The organism is Janthinobacterium sp. J1-1 (assembly GCF_030944405.1).
Classification (GTDB): Bacteria; Pseudomonadota; Gammaproteobacteria; order Burkholderiales; family Burkholderiaceae_D; genus Janthinobacterium.
Map to the genome: position 1 here is coordinate 244510 of NZ_CP132339.1, position 26400 is coordinate 270909.

Annotated in this window: 24 protein-coding genes; 16 read left to right on the plus strand and 8 right to left on the minus strand. The window is 62.4% G+C overall.

Features of this window, described 5'->3' with window-relative positions; all coding sequences use genetic code 11:
- Positions 1-337: 337 nt before the first annotated feature.
- Genes ccoN through Q8L25_RS01095 form a run of 6 tightly spaced genes read left to right on the plus strand, consistent with a single transcriptional unit; the run spans position 338 to position 5493 of the window.
- On the plus strand, positions 338-1765 hold the full coding sequence (gene ccoN / locus Q8L25_RS01070; RefSeq protein WP_308923154.1) for a cytochrome-c oxidase, cbb3-type subunit I: 1428 nt from the start codon (positions 338-340) through the stop codon (positions 1763-1765).
- A 15-nt stretch (positions 1766-1780) separates the two neighbouring features.
- On the plus strand, positions 1781-2395 hold the full coding sequence (gene ccoO / locus Q8L25_RS01075; protein ID WP_308923155.1) for a cytochrome-c oxidase, cbb3-type subunit II: 615 nt from the start codon (positions 1781-1783) through the stop codon (positions 2393-2395).
- A gap of 1 nt (position 2396) precedes the next feature.
- Positions 2397-2597, plus strand: coding sequence for a cbb3-type cytochrome c oxidase subunit 3 (locus tag Q8L25_RS01080; RefSeq protein ID WP_308923156.1), 201 nt, complete (start codon positions 2397-2399; stop codon positions 2595-2597).
- On the plus strand, positions 2590-3516 hold the full coding sequence (ccoP, locus tag Q8L25_RS01085) for a cytochrome-c oxidase, cbb3-type subunit III (RefSeq protein WP_308923157.1): 927 nt from the start codon (positions 2590-2592) through the stop codon (positions 3514-3516). The genes Q8L25_RS01080 and ccoP overlap by 8 nt, the downstream gene beginning before the upstream one ends.
- A 4-nt stretch (positions 3517-3520) precedes the next feature.
- A complete protein-coding gene (gene ccoG, locus Q8L25_RS01090; protein ID WP_308923158.1) occupies positions 3521-4912 on the plus strand; it encodes a cytochrome c oxidase accessory protein CcoG in 1392 nt (463 codons plus the stop codon).
- A 56-nt stretch (positions 4913-4968) separates the two neighbouring features.
- Complete coding sequence (locus Q8L25_RS01095; protein WP_308923159.1) at positions 4969-5493, plus strand: FixH family protein; 525 nt, start codon at positions 4969-4971, stop codon at positions 5491-5493.
- Here the strand turns inward: Q8L25_RS01095 and fnr are convergent, their stop codons facing one another.
- Positions 5494-6252: a fumarate/nitrate reduction transcriptional regulator Fnr gene (gene fnr / locus Q8L25_RS01100; protein ID WP_308923160.1), complete on the minus strand. Its 759-nt coding sequence runs from the start codon at positions 6250-6252 to the stop codon at positions 5494-5496. It lies immediately after the preceding gene.
- A 222-nt stretch (positions 6253-6474) separates the two neighbouring features.
- Between fnr and Q8L25_RS01105 the strand changes: the two genes are divergently transcribed.
- On the plus strand, positions 6475-9546 hold the full coding sequence (locus tag Q8L25_RS01105; protein WP_308923161.1) for a response regulator: 3072 nt from the start codon (positions 6475-6477) through the stop codon (positions 9544-9546).
- 69 nt (positions 9547-9615) lie between these two features.
- Here Q8L25_RS01105 and Q8L25_RS01110 read toward each other — a convergent pair whose 3' ends face one another.
- Genes Q8L25_RS01110 through modA form a run of 4 tightly spaced genes read right to left on the minus strand, consistent with a single transcriptional unit; the run spans position 9616 to position 12565 of the window.
- Positions 9616-10383 (minus strand): TOBE domain-containing protein, encoded by a 768-nt coding sequence (locus Q8L25_RS01110; protein WP_308925627.1) that lies wholly within the window; start codon positions 10381-10383, stop codon positions 9616-9618.
- Positions 10384-10414: 31 nt separating this feature from the next.
- Entirely contained in the window at positions 10415-11113 is a 699-nt protein-coding gene (locus Q8L25_RS01115; RefSeq protein ID WP_308923162.1) for an ATP-binding cassette domain-containing protein, read from the minus strand.
- 4 nt (positions 11114-11117) lie between these two features.
- On the minus strand, positions 11118-11789 hold the full coding sequence (modB, locus tag Q8L25_RS01120) for a molybdate ABC transporter permease subunit (protein ID WP_308923163.1): 672 nt from the start codon (positions 11787-11789) through the stop codon (positions 11118-11120).
- Between the two features lie 14 nt (positions 11790-11803).
- Positions 11804-12565: a molybdate ABC transporter substrate-binding protein gene (modA, locus tag Q8L25_RS01125; RefSeq protein ID WP_308923164.1), complete on the minus strand. Its 762-nt coding sequence runs from the start codon at positions 12563-12565 to the stop codon at positions 11804-11806.
- 138 nt (positions 12566-12703) lie between these two features.
- Between modA and Q8L25_RS01130 the strand changes: the two genes are divergently transcribed.
- The 4 genes from Q8L25_RS01130 (at position 12704) to Q8L25_RS01145 (ending at position 16875) form a co-directional block, all read left to right on the plus strand.
- The gene (locus Q8L25_RS01130; RefSeq protein WP_308923165.1) at positions 12704-13936 is read left to right on the plus strand and encodes a putative DNA modification/repair radical SAM protein; all 1233 of its coding nucleotides are present in this window, start codon (positions 12704-12706) and stop codon (positions 13934-13936) included.
- Positions 13933-15381 (plus strand): UdgX family uracil-DNA binding protein, encoded by a 1449-nt coding sequence (locus Q8L25_RS01135; RefSeq protein WP_308923166.1) that lies wholly within the window; start codon positions 13933-13935, stop codon positions 15379-15381. Before Q8L25_RS01130 ends, Q8L25_RS01135 begins: the two co-directional genes overlap by 4 nt.
- A gap of 120 nt (positions 15382-15501) precedes the next feature.
- On the plus strand, positions 15502-15990 hold the full coding sequence (locus tag Q8L25_RS01140) for an ATP-binding protein (RefSeq protein ID WP_308923167.1): 489 nt from the start codon (positions 15502-15504) through the stop codon (positions 15988-15990).
- A gap of 66 nt (positions 15991-16056) precedes the next feature.
- Entirely contained in the window at positions 16057-16875 is an 819-nt protein-coding gene (locus tag Q8L25_RS01145) for an ATP-binding protein (protein ID WP_308923168.1), read from the plus strand.
- 30 nt (positions 16876-16905) lie between these two features.
- On the opposite strand, the gene Q8L25_RS01150 is transcribed toward Q8L25_RS01145, so the two are convergent.
- The 3 genes from Q8L25_RS01150 to Q8L25_RS01160 all read right to left on the minus strand — a co-directional run bounded on the left by Q8L25_RS01150 (position 16906) and on the right by Q8L25_RS01160 (position 21494).
- Entirely contained in the window at positions 16906-17919 is a 1014-nt protein-coding gene (locus Q8L25_RS01150) for a bile acid:sodium symporter family protein (RefSeq protein ID WP_308923169.1), read from the minus strand.
- A gap of 101 nt (positions 17920-18020) precedes the next feature.
- The gene (rhaI, locus tag Q8L25_RS01155) at positions 18021-19316 is read right to left on the minus strand and encodes an L-rhamnose catabolism isomerase (protein ID WP_308923170.1); all 1296 of its coding nucleotides are present in this window, start codon (positions 19314-19316) and stop codon (positions 18021-18023) included.
- A gap of 69 nt (positions 19317-19385) precedes the next feature.
- Positions 19386-21494 carry a bifunctional rhamnulose-1-phosphate aldolase/short-chain dehydrogenase gene (locus tag Q8L25_RS01160; protein ID WP_308923171.1) on the minus strand — a complete coding sequence of 703 codons (2109 nt, stop codon included), beginning with the start codon at positions 21492-21494 and terminating at the stop codon, positions 19386-19388.
- 63 nt (positions 21495-21557) lie between these two features.
- On the opposite strand from Q8L25_RS01160, the gene Q8L25_RS01165 reads away from it, so the two are divergent.
- The 5 genes from Q8L25_RS01165 (at position 21558) to Q8L25_RS01185 (ending at position 26384) form a co-directional block, all read left to right on the plus strand.
- Positions 21558-21713, plus strand: a complete 156-nt coding sequence (locus tag Q8L25_RS01165; RefSeq protein WP_308923172.1) for a hypothetical protein — start codon at positions 21558-21560, stop codon at positions 21711-21713.
- Positions 21714-21825: 112 nt separating this feature from the next.
- Positions 21826-22659: a DeoR/GlpR family DNA-binding transcription regulator gene (locus Q8L25_RS01170; protein WP_308923173.1), complete on the plus strand. Its 834-nt coding sequence runs from the start codon at positions 21826-21828 to the stop codon at positions 22657-22659.
- 73 nt (positions 22660-22732) lie between these two features.
- On the plus strand, positions 22733-23731 hold the full coding sequence (gene rhaS, locus Q8L25_RS01175) for a rhamnose ABC transporter substrate-binding protein (protein ID WP_374694282.1): 999 nt from the start codon (positions 22733-22735) through the stop codon (positions 23729-23731).
- Between the two features lie 119 nt (positions 23732-23850).
- Complete coding sequence (locus Q8L25_RS01180; RefSeq protein ID WP_308923174.1) at positions 23851-25401, plus strand: sugar ABC transporter ATP-binding protein; 1551 nt, start codon at positions 23851-23853, stop codon at positions 25399-25401.
- Positions 25389-26384 carry an ABC transporter permease gene (locus tag Q8L25_RS01185; RefSeq protein WP_308923175.1) on the plus strand — a complete coding sequence of 332 codons (996 nt, stop codon included), beginning with the start codon at positions 25389-25391 and terminating at the stop codon, positions 26382-26384. The genes Q8L25_RS01180 and Q8L25_RS01185 overlap by 13 nt, the downstream gene beginning before the upstream one ends.
- The last annotated feature ends 16 nt before the right edge of the window (positions 26385-26400 follow it).

Genomic DNA, 26400 nt, shown 5'->3' on the forward strand with positions numbered 1-26400 from the left:
TATGGAAAATTTATTCCAAAACAACTTTATATGCCAAATTGCACTATTTTGTCGCATTATTTTGTGCGCCGCACAATCCGGTGCGACAGCAGCACAACATTGGTGAGAAATCATGCATTTTGTCGTGCTGTCATGCCGCGGCCGTACTTTCCATGACGGCGCCACGGTGCGCTTGCAGGGATCTTGTCCGGCTTTTTTTACCTGGGTCAGGATTTATTTTGATGCTGCCGCACTAGCCATCTTTCATCTTGGGAATTTTGATCCACATCAAAGTTTTTTGGCCCCCAAACACTTAACCTCTGGCCACCATCATAAATAGACATTCCAGGGAGTCTTTGTGGATCAATCGCTGAACTATAACTACAAGATCGTGAAGCAATTCGCGATCGCTACTGTGGTATGGGGCGTCATCGGCATGCTGGTCGGCGTCATCATCGCCGCCCAACTGGCCTGGCCCGCCCTGAACCTCGACATACCGTGGCTCACTTACGGTCGTTTGCGGCCGCTGCACACGAATGCGGTCATTTTTGCGTTCGGTATCTGCGGCCTGTTTGCCACCTCGTACTACGTGGTGCAACGCACCTGCCAGGTTCGCCTGTTTTCCGACAAGCTGGCCGCCTTTACCTTCTGGGGCTGGCAAGCGGTGATCCTGTGCGCGGTCGTCAGCTTGCCGATGGGCCTGACGCGCGGCAAGGAATACGCCGAGCTGGAATGGCCGATCTCGATCCTGATCGCCGTCGTCTGGATCGCCTACGCGATCGTCTTCTTCGGCACCCTTATCAAGCGCAAGGTCAAGCATATCTACGTGGCCAACTGGTTCTTCGGCGCCTACATTCTGGCCGTGACGATTTTGCACGTGGTCAATGGCGCCGTCATGCCGGCCTCGTTCACCAAATCCTACTCGGCCTATGCCGGCGTGCAGGACGCCATGATTCAATGGTGGTACGGCCATAACGCGGTGGGCTTCATCCTGACCGCCGGCTATCTGGGCATGGTCTACTACTTCATCCCGAAACAGGCCGAGCGCCCGGTCTATTCCTACCGTTTGTCGATCGTCCACTTCTGGGCGCTGATCTTCACCTACATGTGGGCCGGCCCGCATCACCTGCACTACACGGCTTTGCCGGACTGGACCCAATCGATCGGCATGGTGTTTTCCCTGGTGCTGCTGGCGCCAAGCTGGGGCGGCATGATCAACGGCATCATGACCCTGTCGGGCGCCTGGCACAAGCTGCGCACCGATCCGATCCTGAAATTCATGATCGTCTCGCTGTCGTTCTACGGCATCGCCACCTTCGAAGGCCCGATGATGTCGATCAAGACCATCAACTCGCTGTCGCACTACACCGACTGGACCGTGGCCCACGTGCATGCGGGTGCTTTGGGCTGGGTCGGTTTCATCACCATGGGCTCGATCTACTACATCCTGCCGCGCGTGGCCGGCCAGACCAGGATGTACAGCACGCGCCTGGTCGACGTGCACTTCTGGGTCGCCACCATCGGTATCGTGCTGTATATCGCCGCCATGTGGATCGCCGGCGTGATGCAGGGCCTGATGTGGCGCGCGGTCAACCCGGACGGCACCCTGACCTACACCTTCGTCGAAGGCGTGAAAGCGACCTACCCGTACTACGTGGTGCGCGTCGGCGGTGGCCTGCTGTACCTGGCTGGCATGTGCGTGATGGGCTACAACACCTACATGACCTTGCGCGGCACCAAGTTGCCGGTCGCACGCATCCCGGAACTGAACGCGGCGCACGCCTGATAGGAGCGAAAGCAAATGAAATTCTCACATGCATGGATTGAAAAAAACCCCTGGCTGCTGATCGGCCTGGTCACCCTGGTGATCAGCGTCGGCGGCGCCGTTGAAATCGTGCCCCTGTTCTTCCAGAAGAGCACCACCGAGCCGATCGCCGGCCTGAAACCGTACTCGCCGCTGCGCCTGGCGGGGCGCGACATTTATGTGCGCGAAGGCTGCTACAACTGCCACTCGCAGATGATCCGTCCGCTGCGCGCCGAAACCGAACGCTATGGCCATTATTCGGTGGCCGGCGAGTTCGTCTACGACCGTCCGTTCCAGTGGGGTTCCAAGCGTACCGGGCCCGACCTGGCCAGGGTCGGCGCGCGCTACAGCGACGAATGGCACCGCACCCACCTGAACAATCCGCGCGACGTGGTGCCGGAATCGAACATGCCGTCCTACCCATGGCTGGCGAAGACCAAGCTGGCGCCGGAAGACATCGTGCCGAAGATGCGCGCCCTGAAACGCCTGGGCCAGCCGTACAGCGAGGAAGAGATCGCCGCCGGCCCGGAACAGCTGAAGGACAAAACGGAAGAAGACGCCTTGGTGGCCTACCTGCAAGGCCTGGGCACATTAATCAAAACGAGGAATTAGCATGGCAATCGAGAATCTGTTCGACAGCGCCAGCAGCGTCATGACGGTGGTTTCCTTTACGACGTTCCTGGCCATCCTGTGGTGGACATTCAGCCGCAGCAACAAGGACTTCGACGCGGCGGCCAACCTGCCGTTCGCCGATGAAGCGCTGGACTATCCGACCAACGCCGGAGCGGCAAAAGAGGAGCGCGGCCATGTCTGACTTTACCAGTGGTTTCTGGAATATTTACATTGTCGTGCTGTCCCTGCTGGGCATCATCGGCTGCGGCGTGCTGCTGTACTCGCAGTCGAAAGTGACGATACTGCCGGGCGCACCGGCCGACGGTACCACCGGCCACGTGTGGGACGAAGACCTGAAGGAACTCAATACGCCGATGCCGCGCTGGTGGATGTGGCTGTTCTACATCACCATCGTGTTCGCGCTGGCGTATCTGTTCCTGTACCCGGGCCTGGGTACCTATGCCGGCAAGCTGGGCTGGAAATCGTCGGGCCAGTACGAGCAGGAACTGAAAAAGGCGGAAGCCGACTACGGCCCCCTGTTCGACAAGTACCTGAAGCAGGATCTGAAAACCGTGGCCGCCGATCCGCAGGCGAACGCCATCGGCCAGCGTTTGTTCCTGACCTACTGCGCGCAGTGCCACGGTTCGGACGCGCGCGGCAACAAGGGTTTTCCGAACCTGACCGACAAGGACTGGCTGTATGGCGGCGATCCCGACATCATCAAGACCACCATCATGCACGGCCGTAACGGCATCATGATCCCGATGGGCGCCGCCCTCGGTTCGGAGCAGGATATCGAGAACGTGGCCCATTACGTGCTGAGCCTGTCGGGCTCGACCTCGGACCCGGTCAAATCGGTGCTGGGCAAATCGAAATTCGGCGCCTGCATGGCTTGCCATGGCGCCGATGCCAAGGGTAACCAGCAGCTCGGTGCACCGAACCTGACCGACAAGATCTGGCTGTATGGCGGCAGCGCCGACACCATCATGGAAACCATCCGCAAGGGCCGCAACAACACCATGCCCGCCTTCGGTGACTTCCTTGGCGAGTCGAAAGTACATGTGCTGTCGGCGTATATCTGGAGCCTCTCCAACCCTCAGCCTGCGGTTCCTGTGAAGTAATGTAATGGAACCCCAAGTCATCAAGATGTATGCGGCCCGCGAGCAGATCTACCCTCGCGAGGCCAAAGGACGCTATGCAACATGGCGCTGGGTGTGCGTCTGGCTCACCCAGCTGGCGTTCTACGGCTTGCCGTGGCTCAACTGGAACGGCAGGCAAGCCCTGCTGTTCGACTTGACCACGCGCAAGTTCTACATTTTCGGCGTGGTGCTGTGGCCGCAGGATTTCATCTATCTGGCGGCCCTGCTGATCATCGCGGCGTATTTGCTGTTCCTGGTCACGGCGATTGCCGGGCGGGTCTGGTGCGGCTTTTCCTGCCCGCAAACGGTGTATACCGAAATCTTCCTGTGGGTCGAACGCAAGATCGAAGGCACGCGCAGCGCGCGCATGGCGCTCGACCGCCAGGGCCCCTCCGTGCGCAAGACCGGCAAGAAGGTCGCCAAGCACCTGGCGTGGGGCGCGATCGCCCTGTGGACCGGCTTTACCTTTGTCGGCTACTTCACGCCGATCCAGGACCTGGTGCAGGAAGTGCGCACCTTTAACTTCGGCCCGTGGGAATGGTTCTGGATTCTGTTCTACAGCCTGGCCACCTACGGCAACGCGGGCTGGCTGCGCGAACAGGTGTGCAAATACATGTGCCCGTATGCGCGCTTCCAGAGCGCCATGTTCGATCAGGACACCCTGATCATCACCTACGATGACAAACGCGGCGAGCCGCGCGGTGCACTGAACAAGAAGGCGGCCAAGGAGGGGACGGAAAAAGCGCTGGGCGACTGCATCGACTGCACCCTGTGCGTGCAGGTGTGTCCGACCGGCATCGATATCCGCAACGGCCTGCAATATGAATGCATCGGCTGCGCCGCCTGCGTCGACGCCTGCAACAGCGTGATGGACAAGGTCGAGCGGCCGCGCGGGCTGATCCGCTACAGCACCGACCATGCGATGGAAAACAACTTCAGCTCGAAGCAGATCCGCCGGCGCGCCATGCGCCCGCGCGTGCTGATCTACACCTCGATCCTGGGGCTGATCATCATCGCCGTCTGTACCTCGCTGTTCCTGCGCACGCCCCTGAAAATGGACGTCATCCGCGACCGAGGTTCGATGGGCCGCGAAGTCGAAGACGGCATGATCGAAAACGTGTATCGCCTGCAGATCATGAACACCTCGGAAGAGCAGCAGCACTTCAGGATCGGCGTGTCCGGCTTGCCAGGCTTGAGCCTGGTCACGCGCGAGGAAGTGACCCTGCAGCCGACCGAAACGCTGGGCTGGCCGGTGCGTTTGCGCGTGCCGCACGGCGTCGGCGAGAAGGGCTCGAACAAGATCCATATCGAGCTGCAGTCGCTCGACGATCCGTCCTTGCATGTGCGCGAAAGCGCGGTATTCATCGTGCCGCGTTAAACCAAGAAGCGGCGCCTGGCCTTGCCTGGCGCCGTGTTGAATCAGGAGAAACACCCATGTCCAAGACCGCCAAACTGCAAGCTCCCGTCGATCCCTGGTACAAGCACCGCTGGCCTTGGCTGCTGATGATCGGCCCCGGCCTGTCGGTCGTCGTCGGCAGCTTCATGGGGTACATCGCGTTTACGCAACCCGATGCGCTGGTGGTGGGCGACTACTACAAGAAAGGCAAGGCGATCAACCAGGACTTGCGCCGCGACACCGTCGCCAGCGACCTGGCGATGGATACCAGCCTGGCCTACGACGTGGCGCAATCGCGCATCACCGGTTCCGTGCACAGTTTCGGCAAGGCCTACCAACAGCCTTTGCTGCTGCACCTGGCGCACGCCACCTTGCCGGAAAAAGATATCCGGCTGATGGTGCAGCCCGATGCGGACGGCAATTTTTCGGTATCGCTGCCGATGCTCGAACGCAGCCGCTGGCAGGTGCTGGTGGAAGACCAGCAGCGCGTGTGGCGCCTGTCGGGCATCTGGACCTGGCCGGCCCAGCGCGACATCACCATCCAGGCCGACAAGGAACTGTAATTATTTGCAGACGTCGGTGCCGGCCGTAATCGCCTTGAGTTTGGCCGGCTGCAGGATTTCAATCTCGCGGTTCGACACGCGCAGCCAGCCTTCCTTCTTGAATTTCGAGAGCAGACGGCTGATGCTTTCGATCGTCAGGCCGAGGTAGTTGCCGATTTCCTCGCGCGACATGCGCAGCTGGAAGTTACTGCCCGAATAGCCGCGCGCTTCATAGCGCGACGCCAGGTTGACGATAAAGGCGGCAAAGCGCTGGGTCGCCTGCATATTGCCCAGCAATAGCATCACGCTTTGCTCGCGCGTGATTTCCTGGCTCATCATGCGGTGGAAATGGCGCAGCAGGATCGGCATATTGCCCAGCAGTTGTTCCAGGCTGGAAAATGGAATTTCACACACTTCACTGTCTTCCAGCGCCACCGCATTGCAATGATGGCGATCGGCGCTGATGGCGTCCATGCCCAGCAGTTCGCCGGCCATCTGGAAACCGGTCACCTGTTCTTCGCCACCCTGGTTGATCTGGTAGGTCTTGAAATGACCGAGGCGGATCGCATACAGGTTCTGGAACGCGTCGCCGATACGGAACAGCGAGGCGCCGCGCACCACCTTGCGGCGCCGGCCGATAATCTGGTCGAGACGGTCCATGTCACCCACATCGAGTCCCATGGGCAGACACAACTGGTGCATGCTGCACGTCGCGCAACGCGCACGCAACACTTCCACGTTCACGGTGGGCAGGGTTGGCGTCAAGAGCTCTGGTGTCATGGTGAGTACCTTTTATAAAATACAACAACAAGTTTACTGTATATGCAGAGGTAGTGTGCCAATTTCGGCGAAATACGCCGAATAAACGACTTTCGTCATTTATTTTCATGGCAACCCCGCCACAAGCACACGCTTGCCAAGTTGATGTATTGATAGGAGAATTCCTCATAGCATCTCTCGCAGCGCGCTTGTGCCGCTTGCCCGTTTGCCAAGGATAAGGAAATGATGAAGCCTCTGGGCATTAAAGCAAAAGTCGCGCTGGCCACCAGCCTGACCTCGATCGCCATGATCGCCCTGGTGACCCTGGTGCAAGTGCAGCGCATGCGCGACGATTTCACCAAGGTACTATTAAGCCAGCAGACGGCGATGATCGACCGCACCGCCGAGGAACTCGACGACAAGCTCGGCATGCTGCTCGACGTGATCAGCGAAACGGCGCGCCGCCAGCCGGCCGCGCTGATGGCGCAGCCGGCCCAGTTGCGCCAGTACTATGAGCAGCGCGCCATGCTGGCCCTGTTCGACGACGTGCTGGTGCTCGATGCGCGCGGCAAGGTGATCAGCGACGTGCCCGAAGTACCGGGCCGCAGCGGCGTCGAGGTGGGCGACCGCGACTATTTCCGCACCGTCATGCGCACGCGCCAGCCGATGATCACCGAACCCTTGCTGGGCAAGAAAAGCGGGATGCCGATCGTGCAGATGGTCGCGCCGGTGCTGGGCGCCAACGGTGAAGTGGCCGGCATCGTGATCGGCGTGCTGCGCCTGTACAAGGACAACCTGCTGGGCGACCTGCGCACGACCAAGGTCGGCAAGAACGGCTATTACTTCATCCTCACGCAAGGCAAGGTGCCGCTGTACGTGCTGCATCCCGATCCGGCCAAGCTGCTGCAGCCGCGCGCAGCCAACGCCAATCCGGCCACCAGCGAGCTGATCGCGCGCGGCGGCGAAGGCAGCATGGTCAGCACCAACAGCCGTGGCATCAATGCTGTCAACAGCTTCAAGCATTTGAAATCGGTGAACTGGCTGCTGGCGGCCTCGCTGCCCATCGATGACGCCTTCGAGCCCTTCGATGGCGTGCTGTACCGGCTGGTGCTGTGGAGCGCCTGCGCCTCGCTGCTGGCAGCGCTGGTATTGGGCTGGGTCACGGTGCGGCTGCTGTCGCCGCTGGTGCGCCTGCGCGATACCCTGCTGGCCCTGCGCAGCAGCGGCCAGCGCTTCACGCCGCTGCCGGTCGAGCAGCGCGATGAAATCGGCGAACTGACGGCCGCCTTCAACAGCCTGATGAGCGAGCGCGACCGCCTGCAGCACGAGCTCGAAGCGCGCGCCAGCGAGCTGGAAAACGAGCGCGACCGCGCCGAAGCGGCCAACCGCGCGAAAAGCGATTTCGTCGCCAACATGAGCCATGAAATCCGCACGCCGCTCAATGCCGTGCTGGGCATGGTCTATTTATTGGGCAATACCAGGCTCAATACGGAACAGCGCAAATACCTGACCATGGTGCGCGTGGCCGGCCAGTCGCTGCTGGGCATCCTCAACGACGTGCTCGATTTTTCCAAGATCGAGGCGCGCCGCATGGACTTGTCGCCGGTCGAATTCGACCTCGATGAAGTGATGAACACGCTGGCCACCACCATGACCATGAATGCCGGCGAAAAGGAACTGGAACTGGCCATCGCCGTGGAATCGGACGTGCCGCGCCGCCTGGTGGGCGACGCCCAGCGCCTGCAGCAGATCCTCGTCAACCTGGCCGGCAACGCCATCAAATTTACCGCAAGCGGCGAAGTGGTGGTGGCCGTCAGCCTGGCCGAACAAACACCCGGCCAGGCCTGGCTGCGCTTCGAAGTGCGCGATACCGGCATCGGCATGACGCCGCAGCAGCAGGAACAACTATTTACCGCCTTCTCGCAGGGCGATCAAAGCATCACGCGGCGCTTCGGCGGCACCGGCCTGGGCCTGGCCATCAGCAAGCACCTGATCCACATGATGGGCGGCGATATCGCCGTGGCCAGCAGCGAAGGCAAGGGCAGCCGCTTCTGGTTCAGCGTGCCGTTCGAGGCGCTGGCACAACCAAACGAAGAGCGCCGCAAACCGGCCCTGGGCCAGCTGCGCCTGCTGGTGGCCGACGACAACCGCACCACGCGCGAACTGATCGTCAAACTGATCGAGGCCTGGGGCTGGGCCGCCGATGAAGTCGATTCCGGCTTTGCCGCCATCGAACTGTACCGCGAACGCCTGGAAAGCCAGCAGCCGTATGACGTGGTGCTGGCCGACTGGCACATGCCCGTCATGGACGGCCTGGCCACGGCCAAGGCGATACGCCAGGCGGCCACCGGCCAGCGCCAGCCGATCGTGGTGATGGTCAACGCCTTTGCCCGCAACCACCTGGAGGAAATCTCCAGCGCGGCCGAGGCCGACGTGGTGCTGATGAAGCCGATCACCGGATCGAGCCTGTTCGATGCGCTGCACCAGGCTTTGAGCGCCAAGCAGGATGGCGAACAGCATATCGCGCTGCAGCAGACCGGCACCGAACTGGCCGGCGTGCATTTCCTGCTGGTGGAAGACAATCATCTGAACCAGGCGGTGGCGCGCGGCATCCTCGAACACATGGGCGCCACGCTGGACGTGGTGGGCGACGGCCTGCAGGCGGTCGAGCGCCTGCGCATGGAGTCCCTGCGCTACGACATCGTGCTGATGGACATGCAGATGCCGGTGATGGACGGCTTCAGCGCCACCCACATCATCCGCACCGAACTGCGCCTGCAGTTGCCGGTGATCGCCATGACGGCCGGCGTGCTGGCCTCCGAGCGCGAGCGCTGCATGACGGCCGGCATCACCGACTTTATCGCCAAGCCGGTGGTGGTCGAGGAAATGATGGAAGTGATCAGCCGCCACCTGCCGAAACGCCCGACAGTACAGGCGGCAGCGGCCGCGCCGCTCGACGAGGAAGTGTTTTCCATGGCCGCGCTGATGCGCGTGATGGGCAAGGACCCCAAGGGCAGGGGCGTCTTGCGGCGCATGGTGGAAGACGCGCTGAACAAGGGCATGGCGCCCTTGCGCGACGCCGAAGCCGTCTTGCAGGCAGGCCGCCACAGCGACGTCGCGCGCATCCTGCACGGCCTGCGCGGCTCGGTGGGCACCCTGGGCACCAAGCGCCTGATCCGCGCCTCGTTCGCCACCGAGCAGGCCATCGACGAAGGCCGCCACGACGAAGTGCCGGCGCTGCTGGCGCAGACGGTACTGGAACTGGAGCAGGTGCTGGCGGCGGCGGCCGACTGGTTGTCGCGGCTGGAAGAGTAGGGCAAAGTAGGTCGGATTAGCGCTTGCGCGTAATCCGACATCACCACCGGCGCCAACAATGTTGTCGGATTACGCGGGCACACCCAGAATCACGCTCGACGCCTTGAACATCGCCGTCAGCTTGCTGCCGATGGCGATTGCCATCTCGCTGGCGCTCTGGTTGGTGATGATGGCGGCGATGGTTCCGCCACGCGGCAGATCGAGCACCACCTCGGTATTGACGGCGCCCGTCTGCACGCGCGTGACGGTGCCGGCCAGCTGGTTGCGCGCCGAGAAGCGCGCGCCTTCGCCATCCGCCACCAGGATGATGGACGAGGCCTTGATCAGCGCGAATGCTTCCACGCCGGGCGCCAGGCCCAGGCTGTCGCTGCTGCCCTGGGTGATGACGGCCACGATCTGCTGGCCGCCGGGCAGTTCCAGGATCACTTCGTCGTTGACCGCCCCGGACTTCAGTTCGGCCACCTTGCCCAGGAATTGATTGCGTGCCGTGGTTTTCATGGCCATTCTCCGTATCAGTAAAAGGTCGTCGGCGATGCCCTCGGCCTGGCTGCCCAGCTGGCGCAGGTAGCGCTCGTGCTCGCGTTCGATGATGCGAAAGTTGTCGACCAGCTGGCGCCCGCGCTGCGTCAGGCGCGTGCCGCCGCCGCCCTTGCCGCCCGCCAGGCGTTCCACCAGCGGCTCGCCAGCCAGGTTGTTCATCGCGTCGATGGCGTCCCAGGCCGCCTTGTAGCTCATTTTGACCGCCTTGGCCGCCTGCGTGATCGAGCCGCATTCGGCGATCGCGCCCAGCAACGCCACCCTGCCGGCGCCACCGAGGTGTTCACCGCCCACCGTCATCCATACCGAGCCTTGCAGGCCGATTTCTGCCTTATCCAATTTTCACCTCGTGTCTGTTTTCTTCCATCGTGTCGATGCGGCCATCGCGCAAGTAAAGCACATGGTCGCCGAGGATGCGCGCGTCTTCCGGGTCGTGCGTAATCAATATCATCGGCACGCCCAGGCGCTGCTGCCACTGGCTCAGTTCCAGCCGCATGGTGACACGCAGGGCCGGATCGAGGGCGGCGAACGGTTCGTCCAGCAGCAGCGCGGCCGGCTCCGACACCAGTGCCCTTGCCAGCGCCACCCTCTGGCGCTGGCCGCCGGACAACTCGTCGGGATACTGGTGCGCCAGTTCCTGCAAATGAAACGCATCGAGCCAATGCTCGACCTTGGCCAGTTTCTCACGCGCGCGCGGATTGAACCAGCCGCGCGCCAGCCCGAAGCCCACGTTCTGGCGTACCGTCAGGTGCGGGAACAGCGCATAGTCCTGGAACAGATAGGCCACATTGCGCTGTTGCGGCGCCAGGTTGATGCCGGCAGCGGAATCGAACAGCGTACGGCCATTGAGGCGGATATGGCCGGCGTCCGGGGTGAAGAGTCCGGCAATTGCCTTCAGGGTCATGCTCTTGCCGGCGCCGGACGGGCCATACATGGCGATGCGCTGGCTGGTCGAGCTGCACTGCACGTGCAGCTCAAAATGGCGTTTGCCGGAGCGCAAGGTGGCGCGGATATCGAGGTCGAGTTGCATGGTTTTACTTGTGAACGATGCGGCCAGGCGCCAGCGTGCCGGCCGACAGCAGCACCACGATGCAGACCACCGAGGTAATCAGTACCAGCATATTGGCGACCTCATCCTGGCCCGCCTGTACCGCCTCGTACACGGCCACCGACAGGGTCTGTGTCTTGCCGGGTATGCTGCCGGCCACCATCAAGGTCGCGCCAAATTCGCCCAGCGCGCGCACAAAGCCCAGCAGAACGCCGGCCAGGATGCCGCGCCAGGCCAGCGGCAGGGTGACGCGAAAGAAAATGGCGATTTCGGATATGCCCAGCACGCGCGCCGCCTGTTCCAGCTGGCCATCGACCGCTTCAAACGCCGCCCGCGCCGGTTTGAACACCAGCGGAAAAGCGACGATGGTGGAGGCGATCACGGCGCCCTGCCAGGTAAAGATCAGGTTGATGCCGAAGTGTTCCTGCAGCCAGATGCCGATGCTGCCGCGCCGCCCCAAGAGCACCAGCAGATAATAGCCCAGCACCGTGGGCGGCATCACCATCGGCAGGGTCAATACCGCGTCGAGCAGGTCGCGCCCGGGAAAGCGGGCGCGGGCCAGCAGGTAGCCGGTACCGATGCCCAGCAACAAATTGAGCGCCGTGGCCCATGCCGCCACTTTCAGCGACAGGGCCAGCGCGGTCCAGGCGATATCCATCCGGTGCGATCAGCTTATGGTTTTTTGAATCCGTATTTGGCCAGGATGGCTTGCGCCGGCGCCGTTTGCAGATAGCTGACAAAGCGTTTGGCCTCGGCCGCATTGGCGCTGCCCTTGATGGTGGCGATCGGGTACAGCACCGGCGCTTCCAGCGGCACCTCGAACACCACCTTGACCTTGTCTTTCATGATGGCCGCGTCGGTGCCGTACACAAAGCCCGCATCGACTTCGCCACGCGCCACATAGTCGAGCGACTGGCGCACATTCTGCGTGCTGATGGCCTTGGCCTGCACGCCGTCCCACAGATTCGCCTTTTTCAGCGCGCCTTCCGAATAGCGGCCCACCGGCACGCTGGCCGGATTGGCGATCGCCACGCGCGTCACGCTTTTCTGCGTCAGGTCATTCAGGTTCCTGAGTCCGAGCTTGCTGTCCGACGGCACGATCAGCACCAGGCTGTTGCTGACGAAATCATGGCGGTCGGCTGGCAGCACCAGGCCTTCTTTTTGCGCCGTGTCCATGGTTTCCTGGTCGGCCGAGGCAAACACGTCGACCGGCGCGCCCTTGACGATCTGCTGCAGTAGTACACCCGAAGCGGCGAAGTTCAAGGAGACCTTGCTGCCCGGATACTGCGCCTCATAGCTTTGCGCCGCATCCTTGAAGGCGTTCGTCAGGCTGGCCGCAGCCGACACCACCACTTCGCCGGCCATGGCGGAGGTAGCGGCAGTGGTCATGAAAAAAGCGGCGGCAAGAAGGCGGGCAGCAGAGGTCAGGCGCATGGTCATATCCTTGAGAGTGAGCAATCAACAGAAGCGTAATATACACGGATATATAGCGTCTTGCCATTGCATGGATCAAGCAGGCGTTAGCCGGCCATCCCTGATATACTGTATATACATACAGTATTGAGGTGCCCCATGGAATTGACGGACAAGCTGGAAATCCTGGCCGATGCGGCCAAGTACGACGCGTCCTGCGCCAGCAGCGGTGCGCCCAAGCGCCACTCGATCGGCAAGGACGGCTTTGGCGCCACCTCGGGCATGGGCATCTGCCACAGCTATACGCCGGACGGGCGCTGCGTGTCGCTGCTGAAGATCCTGTTGACCAATTACTGCCTGTACGACTGCCAGTACTGCGTCAACCGCCGCACCTCGAACGTGCCGCGCGCCCGCTTCACGGTGGCCGAAGTGGTGAAACTGACGGCCGACTTTTACCTGCGCAACTACATCGACGGCCTGTTCCTCAGTTCCGGCATCATCCAGTCGGCCGACTACACGATGGAGCAGCTGGTGCAGGTGGCGCGCGAGCTGCGCGAGGTGCACCAGTTCCGCGGCTATATCCACCTGAAAACCATCCCCGACGCCGACCCGGCCCTGATCGAACAGGCGGGCCGCTATGCCGACCGCCTCAGCGTCAATATCGAACTGCCGACCCAGGACAGCGTGCAGAAGCTGGCGCCCGAAAAAAGCGTGCACACCATCAAGCTGGCGATGGGCTCGATCCGCCGCAAGCTCGATGAAAAAGCCGAGGAACCGAAGTCACCCCGTTTCGCGCCGGCCGGCCAGAGCACGCAGATGATCGTCGGCGCCGACGCCAGCGACGACCAGCAGATCCTCAACACGGCCGAGACCCTGTACGGCAGCTATAAACTCAAGCGCGTGTATTACTCGGCCTTCAGTCCGATTCCCGACAGCCCGAAAAGCGTGCCGCTGGCGCCGCCGCCGATGCTGCGCGAACACAGGTTATATCAAGCCGACTTTTTGCTGCGCAGCTACGGCTTCCAGGCCAGCGAACTGCTGCCCGCCAGCGGTGGCAACCTGGCGCTCGATATCGACCCGAAACTGGCCTGGGCGCTGGCGCACCGCGAGCATTTTCCGATGGACCTGAACCGCGCCGCGCTGCACATGATCGCGCGCGTGCCTGGCATCGGCCTGCGCAACGCGCAGCGCATCGTCGATCTGCGCCGCCTGCGCCAGGTGCGCTACGCCGACCTGTCGCGCCTGCGCTGCAGCATGAAAAAGATCTCTCCCTTTATCATCACGGCCGACTACTTTCCCGCGCGCGACACCACCACCTCCGAAAACCTGCGCCGCGCCATGACGGAAGCGCCGCAGCAGATGAACTTGTGGCCGGAGCTGCAGGCGGCATGAACCAGGTCGTGCGGCTGGCGCAGTCGTTCGGCGAGTGGCGTGCTGCAGCGCGGGAGCTGATCGCGCTTGGCGTGGCGCCAGTCCATATCGCCTGGCAATCGCAGCCCGGCGACGGCGACCTGTTTTCGTCAACACCGGACGCAACCGATACCAGCGCGCCGCCGCTGCGCCTGCCGCGATCCCTGGTGGAACTGCTGGAAAGCGCCGCCTGCTTCAATGTGCAGGATCGCTGGGCGTTTTTATATCAGGTGCTGTGGCGCTGGCAGCAGGGCCAGCACGATGTGATCTCGCCGGCCGATGCGGATGGCGCGCGCTTGCACGGCATGGCCAAGGCCGTGCGCCGCGAAGAGCACGACATGCACGCCTATGTGCGTTTCCGCGAGCGCGAAGAAGCGCAGGGTGCGCCGCGTTTCGTGGCCTGGTTCGAGCCCGTGCACGACGTGCTGCCGCAAGTGGCGCGCCACTTCGCGCGCCGCATGGGCCCCATCAGCTGGATGATCGCCACGCCGACCGCCACCATGCTGTGGGACGGCACAACCCTGCACGCCGGCCCGGCCCTGATGCGCGGCGCGGCCGAGCGCGGCCCGGCCGATATCGACGACGCCGGCGAAGCGCTGTGGCTGACCTACTACCGCAGCATCTTCAACCCCGCGCGCCTGAATGCCGACCTGCTGCGCAGCCATATCCCCTCGCGCTTCTGGAAAAATCTGCCGGAAGGCGCCATCGTGCCCGCCATGGTCAGCAGCGCCGCCAACGGCGAGCGCCGCACGGGCCAGACCGCCACCGTCGGCCAGCGCAGCGGCGCAGCGATGATCCCGATCTCCGCCGAACGCGCCCAGCCCGCGCGCGAACTGCCCACCACGCTGGACCAGTGCCGCCGCTGCGAACTGTGGAAAAGCGCCACCCAGGCCGTGCCCGGCGTCGGTCCCGCGCAAGCGGCCATCATGCTGGTCGGCGAACAACCGGGCGACCAGGAAGACCTGGCCGGCTTGCCGTTTGTCGGCCCGGCCGGCGCGGTGCTGGAGCGCGCCATGCTGGAGGCGGGCGTGGCGCGCGACAGCATTTATCTGACCAACGCCGTCAAGCATTTCAAATGGGAACCACGCGGCAAGCGCCGCCTGCACAAGACGCCAGCACAACGCGAAATCGCCGCCTGCCATGACTGGCTGGAACAGGAACTGGCCAGTGTAAAACCGCAAGTGATCGTGGCGCTGGGCAGCACGGCCTTGAAGTCGATATTGCAGGATGGCTCGGCCACCATGACGCCGCTGATCGGCACGCCGATTCAGCATGACGGCCGCTGGGTGGTGACCGTGTATCACCCGTCGTATGTGCTGCGGGCGCCGGATGAGGAGGCCAGGGGGCAGGCGTATCGGGTGATTGTCGAAGGGCTGCGGCAGGCATTGCGGCTGATCGACGGCAAAGGGCCGGTCGCTCCCGCTTGAACAACAAATTTGTATTGACATTATTATTGATGATGATAGCGTTCATTGAGAGCGGTGACAAAACCTGCGCTCTCAAACAGCGCCTGCTGCGGGAGTTGCTGACCGGAAGGATCGCCTGGCATGAAAGAATCCCAGAACATCGAATGGAAGCAGTCCTGGCGGGATGACTACCTGCGATGGATCTGCGGCTTCGCCAATGCAGAGGGTGGTACGCTGGAGATCGGCAAGAACGACAGCGGCAAGGTGGTGGGGGTCGACAACGCGGCCAAGCTGCTGGTGGACATCCCCAACAAGGTACGCGATATTCTGGGTATTGTGGTGGCGGTCAATTTGCACACGCAGGCCGGGCGAGACTGGCTGGAGATCGTGGTCGAGGCCTACCCGAGTCCAATCAGCTACAAGGGTGAATACCACGTGCGCAGCGGCAGTACCAAGCAGGAGTTGCGTGGCGCGGCACTCGATCGTTTTCTTCTGCGCAAACTAGGCAGACATTGGGATGGCGTACCAGTGCCGCATGTGGCGATGACCGATCTGGCGCCACGCGCCATGCTGGCGTTTCGCAAGCTGGCGGCGAGAAGCGGCCGCCTGAGCGCGGAGGCATTGGTCTAGGATGATGCCGCGCTGCTTGACAAGCTGCACCTGACCGAAGGGCAGTATCTCAAGCGGGCGGCGACCTTGCTGTTTCATGCCGATCCCGAGAAGTTCACCACCGGTGCCTGCGTGAAGATCGGTTTCTTCCGTACCGACTCCGACTTGCTTTACCAGGATGTGATCGAGGGCGATCTGTTCACGCAGGTGGAAAAAACGCTCGAGCTGCTGCAGACCAAATACCTTCGCGCCGGAATTTCCTACCAAGGCGCGCAACGCATGGAGCGCTTGCCGGTGCCTGAGGCAGCCTTGCGCGAGGCCGTGATCAATGCCATTGCGCACAAGGACTATGGCGCCGCGATTCCGACGCAGATCAGCGTGTACGATCACAAGCTGATCATCTGGAACGCCGGCCAGTTGCCGCCTGACTGGTCGCTGACGCGCCTGATAAGCAAGCACTCGTCGCAGCCCGCCAACCCGGACATTGCCCGCACCTTGTTCCTGGCCGGCTTGATCGAATCGTGGGGCCGTGGCATCGACCTGATTCGCCGGGCATGTGTGGCCGAGGCCAGTCCGGTACCGAGATTCGATTGTGACAGCGCGGCATTCTGGGTGGAGTTTCCGTTTCCTTTGCTTGCATCGACAAATGCATCGCCGGTGTACGGCGTCGGTGAAAAAACGCCGGTTAAAACGCCGGTTAAAACGCCAGTTAAAACGCCGGTTAAAACATCAGAAGCAATCCTGCAATATCTTGCGGCTAACCCGGACATGACGCTGGCCGAAGTGGCGGCCCGGATCGGCAAATCGCTCAGTGCGGTCCAGCGGGCCAGCGCAAAGCTCGTCAAGGATGGCAAGCTGAAATATATTGGCCCTCAGAAGGGCGGCCATTGGGAAGTGCCGACATGACATCACGCACTCACTTCGCAGCGCCTTTCTTTACAAGGTAGACACCGGCACTTCTTTCTCCTCATCCCTGCGCGCATACCGCTGCGCAATCACCGCGCACACCATCAGCTGGATCTGGTGGAACAGCATCAGCGGCAGGATCACCATGCCCAGCGAGCGGGTGGAAAACAGTACCTTGGCCATCGGCACGCCGCTGGCCAGGCTTTTCTTGGAGCCGCAAAAGACGATGGCGATTTCGTCTTCCTTGGAAAAGCCCAGGCGGCGACTGACAAAGGTGGAAATGCCCAGCACCAGCGCCAGCAGCAGCAGGCTGATCAGGCCCAGGGCCACCAGGGTTTCGACCGACAGGGTGTGCCAGATGCCTTCATTGACCGCTTCGCTGAAGGCCGTGTAGACCACCAGCAAAATCGAGCCCTGGTCGACGTATTTCAGGGTGGCCTTGTGGCGGTCGACCCAGCGGCCGATCCAGCGGCGCAGGAACTGGCCGGCCAGGAAGGGCAGCAGCAGCTGCATCACGATCGACAGCACGGCGTCGACGGACGATTTGCTTTCCGCGCCTTTCGCCACCAGCAGGCCCACCAGGATGGGCGCCAGGAAAATGCCGATAAAGTTCGAGGCCGAAGCGCTGCAGATGGCGGCGGGAACGTTGCCGCGCGCCATGGCCGTCATGGCGATCGAGGACTGCACGGTGGACGGCAAGGCGCACAGGAACAGAATGCCCATGTACAGGTCGGGCGTGAGGAAAGTCAGGGCCAGCGGACGCAGCGCCAGGCCCAGCAGGGGGAACATGACAAAGGTACTGGCCAGCACCAGCAGGTGCAAGCGCCAGTGCAGGGCGCCGGCCACCACCGCTTCGCGCGACAGCTTGGCGCCGTGCAGGAAAAACAGCAGGCCGATGGCGACCGTGGTGACATGGCCGAACACCACGGCAGTGGTGCCCGAACACGGCAGGAAGCTTGCCAGCGCGACGGTCACCAGCAGGGCGATCGTGAAGTTATCGGGTTTCAGATTGCGCAGCAGGGCGCCGGGAGAGAAAGAAGACATGCGTAGGCCTGGTTGCGGCGCACCCTTGCGCCAGTGCCAGGCATTCTACCTGCTTGCCTGGCGGCATGCCTTTAAACTGCATGCCGCCTTGACTATTTCACTTAGACAATACCGCTGCTGCTCGCTCCGGCTTTGGGAGGGCGCGCCACGCCGCGCGCTTCGCGGTAGCCGCTGCTGCGGTAGCAGGCGACCGGATCGATGGCCGCGCCCGAACGCAGGCGCGCCATGGCCAGGATGGCGCTGACATCGGTGCGGAAGGCCTGTTTCAAGGCTTGCGCCGAGGCATGCACGTCATTGCTTTCCTGCAGCTGGCGCAGGCCGGCGCGGTCGACCAGCGCGGACTGGATAAAGGCGCGCTGGACTTCCACGGCGCTGCTCATCAGGCTTTCGATCGGGTCGGTCACATTGTGCGACTGGTCCAGCATATAGGCTGGGTTGAAGGTGCTGCCTTCGCGCTCGGCCGCATCGGCCAGTTCGTTGAAGACCAGGAACAGCTGGAACGGATTGATGCTGCCCGAATCGAGGTCGTCGTCGCCGTATTTGCTGTCGTTGAAATGGAAGCCGCCCAGTTTGCCGAACTGCGCCAGGCGCGCGACGATCATTTCGATGTTGGTGTTCGGCGCATGGTGGCCCAGGTCGACCAGGCATTTGGCTTTCGGTCCCAGGGTGGTGGCGCAGGCAAAGCTGGTGCCCCAGTCGGCGATCGTGGTGGCGTAGAAGGCCGGCTCGAACAGCTTGTGCTCGATGAAAATATTCCAGTCGGCGGGCAGGGCGCCGTAGATGTCGCGCATGCTGTCCAAGTAGCGCTCCAGCGCGCCGCGCAGGTTATGCTGGCCGGGGAAGTTGGCGCCGTCACCGACCCACACCGTCAGCGCTTTCGAACCGAGTGCACGGCCCAGTTCGATGCACTCGATATTGTGCTCGACCGCCTGCGCGCGCACTGCCGCGCTTTGCGAGGTCAGGCTGCCGTGCTTGTAGGTATGCGCCTGGCCCAGTTGGTCTTGAAACGTGTTCGAGTTGACGGCGTCAAAGCCCAGGCCGTAGCCTTCGGCGACTTCGCGCAACGCGGCCGTGTCACTGACCTTGTCCCATGGAAAATGCGGCGAGACGGCCGGCGTGGCTTGCGTCAGCTGGTTGATGACGGCGCAGTCTTCCAGCTTTTCAAAGATATTGCGCGGCTCGCCCACGCCCGGGAAGCGGGCAAAGCGCGTGCCGCCGGTGCCGGCGCCCCAGGTGGGCACGGCCACGGCAAAGGTCTGCGCCAGCGCCGTCAGTTTTTCAATGTCCTGGCCGCGCCGCTCCAGCACGCCGGCCAGCGCCGCATAGTCGGCGTCGAGGTTGGATTGCAGTTTGGCATTGTGTTCGGCCACCAGGCCTTCGTTGATCATGGTGTTCATGGTTTGTCTCCTTGTGCGCAGCGCGGCGCGTCGGCCGGCTGCTTTTTTATAGGACTTGATTATCGCGGATTATCGGGTAAACGCGGCCGCATTGCCGGCGTCCACATTGATGATATTGCCGGTGCTCTTGGCGGCTTTTTCGCTGGACAGGAAATACACGGCTTCGGCGATGTCTTCCGGCAGCACGCTGCGTTTGAGCATGCTGCGCTGGCGATAGAATTCCTCGATATCGTCCGAATCGATCTTGTTCGACGCGGCCCGCTCTTCCTTCCACTTGCCGTCCCAGATGCGCGAACCGCGGATCACGGCGTCGGGATTGACCACATTGACGCGGATGCCATGCGGCGCGCCTTCCAGGGCCAGGCAGCGCGCCAGGTGGATCTCGGCCGCCTTGGCGGTGCAATAGGCCGAGGCGCCACCGGAGGCCACCAGGCCGTTCTTGCTGGCCACATATACCATGCTGCCGCCCAGTTGCTGCTGCTTCATGATGCGGAAGGCGGCGCGGCTGACGAGGAAGTAGCCGGTGACCAGAATCGACTGGTTGCGCTCCCACATTTCCAGGGTCGTGTCTTCCACCGGCGCGGACGAGGCGATGCCCGCGTTCGACACCAGCAGGTCGACGCCGCCAAAGCGCAGCGCGGTGGCGTTCAGGATGGATTCCACCTCCTGCTCACCCGTGATATTGGCGCGCACGGTGGCGATATTGTCGCGGCCAGCTACCTTGAGCAGGTTCTGCTCGGCTTCTTCCAGGGCGCCGCCATCGATATCGGTCAGCATCACGCACGCGCCTTCCTGCAGCAGCTGGCGGGCCACGGCCTGGCCGATGCCGCCGCCGCCGCCCGTCACCAGGGCGATACGGCCGGCCAGGCTTTTCGGTTTCGGCATGCGCTGCAGCTTGGCTTCTTCCAGCAGCCAGTATTCGATATCGAACGCTTCCTGTTCCGGCAGGCCCACATAGGTGTCGACGCCATTGGCGCCGCGCATCACGTTGATCGCATTGACATAGAACTCGCCGGCGATGCGCGCCGTCGCCTTGTCCTTGGCGAACGACAGCATGCCCACGCCGGGGATCAGATAGATGATGGGGTTCGCGTCGCGCACGGCCGGGCTGTTGTCGTGCTTGCAGCGCGTGTAGTAGGCGATATAGTCCTCGCGGTAGGCGGCCAGCGCCTCGTCCAGGCCCGCCACCAAGCGATCAAAATCGGGGCTGGCGGGATCAAAATCGATCACGAACGGGCGGATCTTGGTGCGCAAAAAGTGATCGGGGCAGGAGGTGCCGAGCGCGGCCAGCGGCAGCAAGTCATTGCTGCAGACAAAATCGAGCACATTGGCGCTGTCGTCGAAGTGGCCGAGCTTGTATTCGTCCTGGCTGATCTTGCCGCGCAGCAGTGGCATCAGGCGCTGCGCCAGCGCGGCGCGTTCTTCCGACGGCAGCGGTGCGACCTTGGCGCCGCCGAATGCCGGTTGTTTGGTGTTCGCCGCCAGCCAGTCTTCGGCGCGCTTGATGATGGCCAGGGTCACTTCATAGCAGGACTTGGCCGTGTCGCCCCAGGTAAACAGGCCGTGGCCTTCGAGGATAATGCCTTTCAGGTTCGGCTGCGCCTGCGACACGGCTTCCAGTTTCAGGCCCAGGTCGTAGCCGGGGCGCTGCCATGGCAGCCAGCCCAGTTCGCCTTCGAAGATCTTTTGCGTGAGCGCGCGGCTGTTGGCGCAGGCGGCGATCGCGATCACCGCGTCGGGGTGCATATGGTCGACATGCTTGCGCGCGATATACGCGTGCAGCGGGGTATCGATGCTGGCCGCGCGCGGGTTCAGGTTGAAGGTGCAGTGCGGCAGATAGGCCACCATCTCGTCTTCCAGCGCCAGGCCCCGGTAACGGCCTTTCAATGCGTTCAGCTTGTCCATGTACAGGGTGGAAAAGCCGTCGAGCTTGATGCTGCCCAGGTCGCCGCCGGAACCTTTCACCCACAGCACTTCGGCTTCGGTACCCGTCAGCGGGTCGGTCATGGTGATCTTGGCCGAGGTATTGCCGCCGCCAAAGTTGGTGATGCGCATGTCCGAACCGAGCAGGTTCGAGCGGTACAGCAGCAGTTCCGGTTCGCTCAAGGTTGCGGCGTGCGCGTCGTCCCACAGCGAAGCCATGGGCGCGGGCGATTTGGTGTCCATCGTGGCGGTCATACAGTGTCTCCATTATTGGTTATGTGTGCCCATTGCCATGGCCGCATCTGTGTGCGGAACGCCATGACGGCAGCAGCGCTCAGTAGAAATCAGTGGCCTGGTCATGTCAATCAACAAGCAATCAAAACGGTGAGAGAAACGCAAATAATCATCATGTTGATCGGAACCCCGATCACCCATTTGCGCGATCGCCAAATAATCACCATGTTGATTGATTGATTGTTGACATGGACTGCTCAACTGCTTAGGCTGGCTCACCGATAAAGAAGTCGTCCCTGGCCTTTGCGCACCGCGCCGCAGCCGCCAAGGAGATGACTCAAGAGGAGACAACGTGATCAATCACAAACGCCGCAAAGGGCTGTTGAAGTTACTCGCCGAGCACACCACGGCGAGCGTCGACCAATTGGTCGGCTGGCTCAATTCGTCGCCGGCCACCGTGCGGCGCGATATCGCCTGGCTGGCCGAGCGCAATCTGCTGGTGCGCACCCGTGGCGGCGCGGAAAGCCTGCCGCAAAAAAAACAGCGTACCTTTGCGCTGTCGGGCGAGACATTCCAGAACAATATCGACCGCTGCGCCGCACAGAAACGCGCGATTGCCAGGCACGCCTGCGGCCTGTGCGCGGACGGCGACACCATCATCATCAATGGCGGCACCACCACCTATCGCATGGTGGAATTTCTGGTCGACAAGCGCCTGAAAATCCTCACCAATTCCTTCATGATGGCCGAGCGCCTCCTGATGACGAGCGAGAATGAAATCATCCTGCCGGGCGGCAAAGTCTACCGCGAGCAGAACGTCATTTTGAGCCCCTTCGACAACGATATCAGCCAGCACCATTACGCCGGGAAAATGTTCATGGGCGTGTACGGCCTGTCGATGCTGGGCCTGATGGAAGCGGACCCGATGCTGATCCAGGCCGAGAAGCGATTGATCAGCCAGGCCGAAGAACTGATCGTGCTGGCCGACAGCAGCAAGTTTGCGCGCAAGGCCGGGCTGATCCTGTGCGGCCTGAACCGCGTGTCCTGCGTCATCACGGACACGGGCGCGTCGGATGCGGCCGTGCAGATGCTGGAACAGTCGGGCGTGAAAGTGCTCACGGTGGCGCCCGAGCCGATGCCGGAATCGACCCTGCTGCCGGCGGAACCGGAATGGCAAGTCAACTAAAAACCAATAACAAGATGGCAGGGGACATGGTGTCTACCGCCACATCAATAATAAAAGGAGACGTGGCATGAAGATGAACAAAATGATGGTGGCGGTGCTCGGTACCTGCATGATGGCCTGCCTGGCCACCGGCGCCCAGGCGGCGGAAAAAATCAAGATCGCGATGGTGGTGAAGAACCTGGGCAACGGCTTTTTCGACGCCGCCCACGAAGGCGCGAACGAAGCGGCCAAGCAGCTGGGCGATGTGGAAATCATCTACACGGGCCCGACCACGGCGACGGCCGAAGGCCAGATCGAAATCATCAGTTCCCTGATCAGCCAGAAGGTCAAGGCCATCGTCATTTCCGCCAACGACGCCAATGCGCTGGTGCCGATCACCAAGAAAGCCATGCAGCGCGGCATCAAGGTCATTTCCTTCGACAGCGGCCTGGCCAAGGACGGCCGCCTGATGCAACTCAATCCATCGAGCCCGGCCCTGATCGGCCAGAAGCAGATCGAGATGGCGTCCGACGCCATCGGCGGCGCCGGTGAAATCGCCATCCTGTCGGCCACCGCGCAAGCGACCAACCAGAATATCTGGATCGGCGAAATGAAGAAAACGCTGGCCCAGCCCGCGTATTCGAAAATCAAACTGGTATCGACCGTGTATGGCGACGACCAGTCCGACAAAAGCTACCGCGAAGCGATTGGTTTGCTCCGCAGCAACCCGAACCTGAAAGCCATCATCGCCCCGACCACGGTCGGCATCAATGCGGCCGGCAAGGCCGTGGTCGATGAAAAACTGGTCGGCAAAGTGTATGTGACGGGCCTGGGCCTGCCATCGGAAATGGCCGGCCACGTGAAAAGCGGCGCCGTGAAAAGCTTCGCGATCTGGAATCCGATCGACCTGGGCTACGCCGCCACCTATGCCGCGCATCAATTTGTTATTGGCAAAGCCACCGGCAAGGCCGGCGAATCGATCGCCGTGGGCCGCATGGGCAAGCTGACCGTCGATGCGGCGGGCGAAGCGGCGCTGGCGCCACCGTTCACCTATGACAAGGATAACGTCGACAAGTTCTCGAAGATTTTCTAAGTAGGTCGGATTAGGCGCGTGGCGCCGTAATCCGACAACACCTGCGATGTCAACAATGTTGTCGGGTTACGGCCTTCGGCCTAACCCGACCTACGAATATCTCTCAAGTGTGAATGGCTATGTCACAGAATCCCCCAATTTCGCAGATGGACGCGCCGGTATTGCGCCTGCACGGCATCTGCAAGCATTTCCATGGCGTCACCGCGCTGAAAGACGTGGCGCTGACGGTGCGCGCCGGTGAAGTGATGGCGCTGATCGGCGAGAACGGCGCCGGCAAGTCGACCCTGGTCAAGACGCTGACCGGCATTTATCAACCGGACGCCGGCCATATCGAAGTGAACGGCCAGCGCGTGCTGTTTGCCAGCCCGCAAGACGCAATGGATGCCGGCATTACCGCCGTGCACCAGGAAACCGTGATGTTCGACGAACTGACGGTGGCCGAAAACATCTATATCGGGCGCCAGCCGCAGACCGGCTATCCGGCCCGCATCGACTGGGCGCTGATGGCCAGCCAGGCCGAAGCGATCTTCGCGCGGCTGGAAGTGCAGCTGCCGGTCCTGGCCAGGGTCAAGGACCTGAGCGTGGCGCAGCGCCATTTTGTGGAGATCGCCCGCGCCCTGTCGCAGGACGCGCGCGTGGTGATCATGGACGAGCCGACGGCCTCGCTGTCGCAGCGCGAAATCCACGAGCTGTACCGCATCATCGGCCAGCTGCGCGCGGCCGGCACGGCGGTCATTTTCATCTCGCACAAATTCGATGAAATCTTCGCCGTCGCCGACAGCTATACGGTGCTGCGCGACGGCCATTTTGTCGCCGCCGGCCAGCTGGCCGACATCAGCGAACCGCAGCTGGTGTCGCTGATGGTGGGGCGCGCGATTCACCAGGTATTTCCCAAGGTCGAGGTAGCGCTGGGAGCGACCCTGCTGGAAGTGTCGCAGTTCTGTCATCCGACCGAATTTCGCGATATCAGTTTTTCGGTGCAGCAGGGAGAGATCGTCGGCTTCTACGGCCTGGTGGGCGCCGGCCGCTCCGAGGTGATGCAGGCGCTGTTCGGCCTCACGCAGGGCGTGACCGGTAAAGTCAAAATTGCCGGCAAGGAAGTGGCGATCCGCAGCGCCAGCGACGCCATCAAACACGGCATCGCCTATGTGCCGGAAGACCGCCAGCACCAGGGCGCGCACCTGTCGCTGTCCATCGTGCAGAACATTACCTTGCCGATCCTGGACGGCATCGGCTTTTTCCTGCGCAGCAAGCGTTCGCGTGAAACGGCGATTGCGCGCCAGTTCAGCGAACAGCTGGAACTGAAGGCGCACCACTTCACGCAGATGGTGTCGGAACTGTCGGGTGGCAACCAGCAGAAAGTGGTGCTGGCCAAATGGCTGGCCACCAAACCCAAGGTCATCATTCTCGATGAGCCGACCAAGGGCATCGATATCGGCTCGAAGGCGGCCGTGCACCGTTTTATCAGCGAGCTGGTGACGCAAGGCCTGTCGGTGATCCTGGTGTCGTCGGAATTGCCGGAAGTACTCGGCATGGCCGACCGCGTGGTGGTGATGCACCAGGGCCATATCAATTGCGTGTTGCCCCGCGCCCAGGCGACGCCGGAAAAAGTGGTCGCCGCCGCGTCCGGCAGCGCGCATACCAACGAGGAACTCATATGCACTACCTGAAACAACGCGAAGTCCAGCTGGCGCTGCTGATCGTGCTGCTGGCCGGCGCCGTGGGCCTGCGCGCGCCCGTCTTTTTGACGCCGGGCAGCCTGGCCAACCTGCTGACCGACAGCACCTTGTTGATCATGCTGGCGCTGACGCAGATGTTCGTCATCGTCACGCGCGGCATCGATCTGTCCGTGGCGTCCAACCTGGCCCTGTCCGGCATGATGGCGGCGCTGCTGGCCGTCAATTATCCCGAGCTGCCCCTGGTGCTGGTGATGCTGGTGGCGGTGGTCATCGGCCTGCTGCTGGGCCTGGTCAACGGCTATCTGATCGGCTACCTGGACCTGCCGCCCATCGTCGTGACGTTGGGCACCATGAGCGTGTACCGCGGCCTGGTGTTCGTCTTGTCCGGCGGCGCCTGGGTCTCGTCGCACCAGATGCCGGCCAACTTTATCGCCTTTCCATTGAGCCATTTGTTCGGCATCACGCACCTGGTGTGGATCGCGGCCGCCACCATCATCGCCACCTGGCTGCTGGCGCGCTACACCCGTTTCGGACGCGACCTGTATGCGATCGGCAACCAGCCGCTGGCGGCCCGCTATGTCGGCATCTCGACGGCGCGCCGGCTGTTCTGGACCTATGGCCTGTCGGGCATGATGGCCGGCCTGTGCGGCTATCTGTGGGTGGCCCGTTATGCGGTCGCGTATTCGGAAATTGCCTATGGTTTTGAATTTACCGTGATCGCCGCCTGCGTGATCGGTGGCATCAGCATCGCCGGCGGCGCTGGCACGGTGGCCGGCGCGGTACTGGGCGCGCTGTTCCTGTCCGTGATCAACAACGCCTTGCCGATCATCAAGGTCTCTCCATTCTGGCAGAGCGCGCTGACGGGCATCGTGATCCTGACGGCCGTCCTGATCAATGCACGCGGCAATAAAAAGGCCGGGCGCCAGATCCTGCCGCTGGCCATGCTGCAACCCTCATCAAGGAGCGCCGCGTGAACGCGATTTCCACTTC

Excerpts from the sequence above, each read along its gene's own strand:
- Q8L25_RS01115 (WP_308923162.1), bottom strand. The coding sequence starts at position 11,113 with ATGCAACTCGACCTCGATATCCGCGCCACCTTGCGCTCCGGCAAACGC.
- Q8L25_RS01095 (WP_308923159.1), top strand. The coding sequence starts at position 4,969 with ATGTCCAAGACCGCCAAACTGCAAGCTCCCGTCGATCCCTGGTACAAG.
- rhaS (WP_374694282.1), top strand. The coding sequence starts at position 22,733 with ATGAACAAAATGATGGTGGCGGTGCTCGGTACCTGCATGATGGCCTGC.
- modB (WP_308923163.1), bottom strand. The coding sequence starts at position 11,789 with ATGGATATCGCCTGGACCGCGCTGGCCCTGTCGCTGAAAGTGGCGGCA.
- ccoP (WP_308923157.1), top strand. The coding sequence starts at position 2,590 with ATGTCTGACTTTACCAGTGGTTTCTGGAATATTTACATTGTCGTGCTG.
- Q8L25_RS01165 (WP_308923172.1), top strand. The coding sequence starts at position 21,558 with ATGACGGCAGCAGCGCTCAGTAGAAATCAGTGGCCTGGTCATGTCAAT.
- ccoG (WP_308923158.1), top strand. The coding sequence starts at position 3,521 with ATGGAACCCCAAGTCATCAAGATGTATGCGGCCCGCGAGCAGATCTAC.
- Q8L25_RS01185 (WP_308923175.1), top strand. The coding sequence starts at position 25,389 with ATGCACTACCTGAAACAACGCGAAGTCCAGCTGGCGCTGCTGATCGTG.
- Q8L25_RS01160 (WP_308923171.1), bottom strand. The coding sequence starts at position 21,494 with ATGACCGCCACGATGGACACCAAATCGCCCGCGCCCATGGCTTCGCTG.
- rhaI (WP_308923170.1), bottom strand. The coding sequence starts at position 19,316 with ATGAACACCATGATCAACGAAGGCCTGGTGGCCGAACACAATGCCAAA.
- Q8L25_RS01130 (WP_308923165.1), top strand. The coding sequence starts at position 12,704 with ATGGAATTGACGGACAAGCTGGAAATCCTGGCCGATGCGGCCAAGTAC.
- Q8L25_RS01105 (WP_308923161.1), top strand. The coding sequence starts at position 6,475 with ATGATGAAGCCTCTGGGCATTAAAGCAAAAGTCGCGCTGGCCACCAGC.
- Q8L25_RS01110 (WP_308925627.1), bottom strand. The coding sequence starts at position 10,383 with ATGACGGTGGGCGGTGAACACCTCGGTGGCGCCGGCAGGGTGGCGTTG.
- Q8L25_RS01150 (WP_308923169.1), bottom strand. The coding sequence starts at position 17,919 with ATGTCTTCTTTCTCTCCCGGCGCCCTGCTGCGCAATCTGAAACCCGAT.
- Q8L25_RS01080 (WP_308923156.1), top strand. The coding sequence starts at position 2,397 with ATGGCAATCGAGAATCTGTTCGACAGCGCCAGCAGCGTCATGACGGTG.
- ccoO (WP_308923155.1), top strand. The coding sequence starts at position 1,781 with ATGAAATTCTCACATGCATGGATTGAAAAAAACCCCTGGCTGCTGATC.
- Q8L25_RS01135 (WP_308923166.1), top strand. The coding sequence starts at position 13,933 with ATGAACCAGGTCGTGCGGCTGGCGCAGTCGTTCGGCGAGTGGCGTGCT.
- fnr (WP_308923160.1), bottom strand. The coding sequence starts at position 6,252 with ATGACACCAGAGCTCTTGACGCCAACCCTGCCCACCGTGAACGTGGAA.
- modA (WP_308923164.1), bottom strand. The coding sequence starts at position 12,565 with ATGCGCCTGACCTCTGCTGCCCGCCTTCTTGCCGCCGCTTTTTTCATG.
- Q8L25_RS01180 (WP_308923174.1), top strand. The coding sequence starts at position 23,851 with ATGTCACAGAATCCCCCAATTTCGCAGATGGACGCGCCGGTATTGCGC.
- Q8L25_RS01140 (WP_308923167.1), top strand. The coding sequence starts at position 15,502 with ATGAAAGAATCCCAGAACATCGAATGGAAGCAGTCCTGGCGGGATGAC.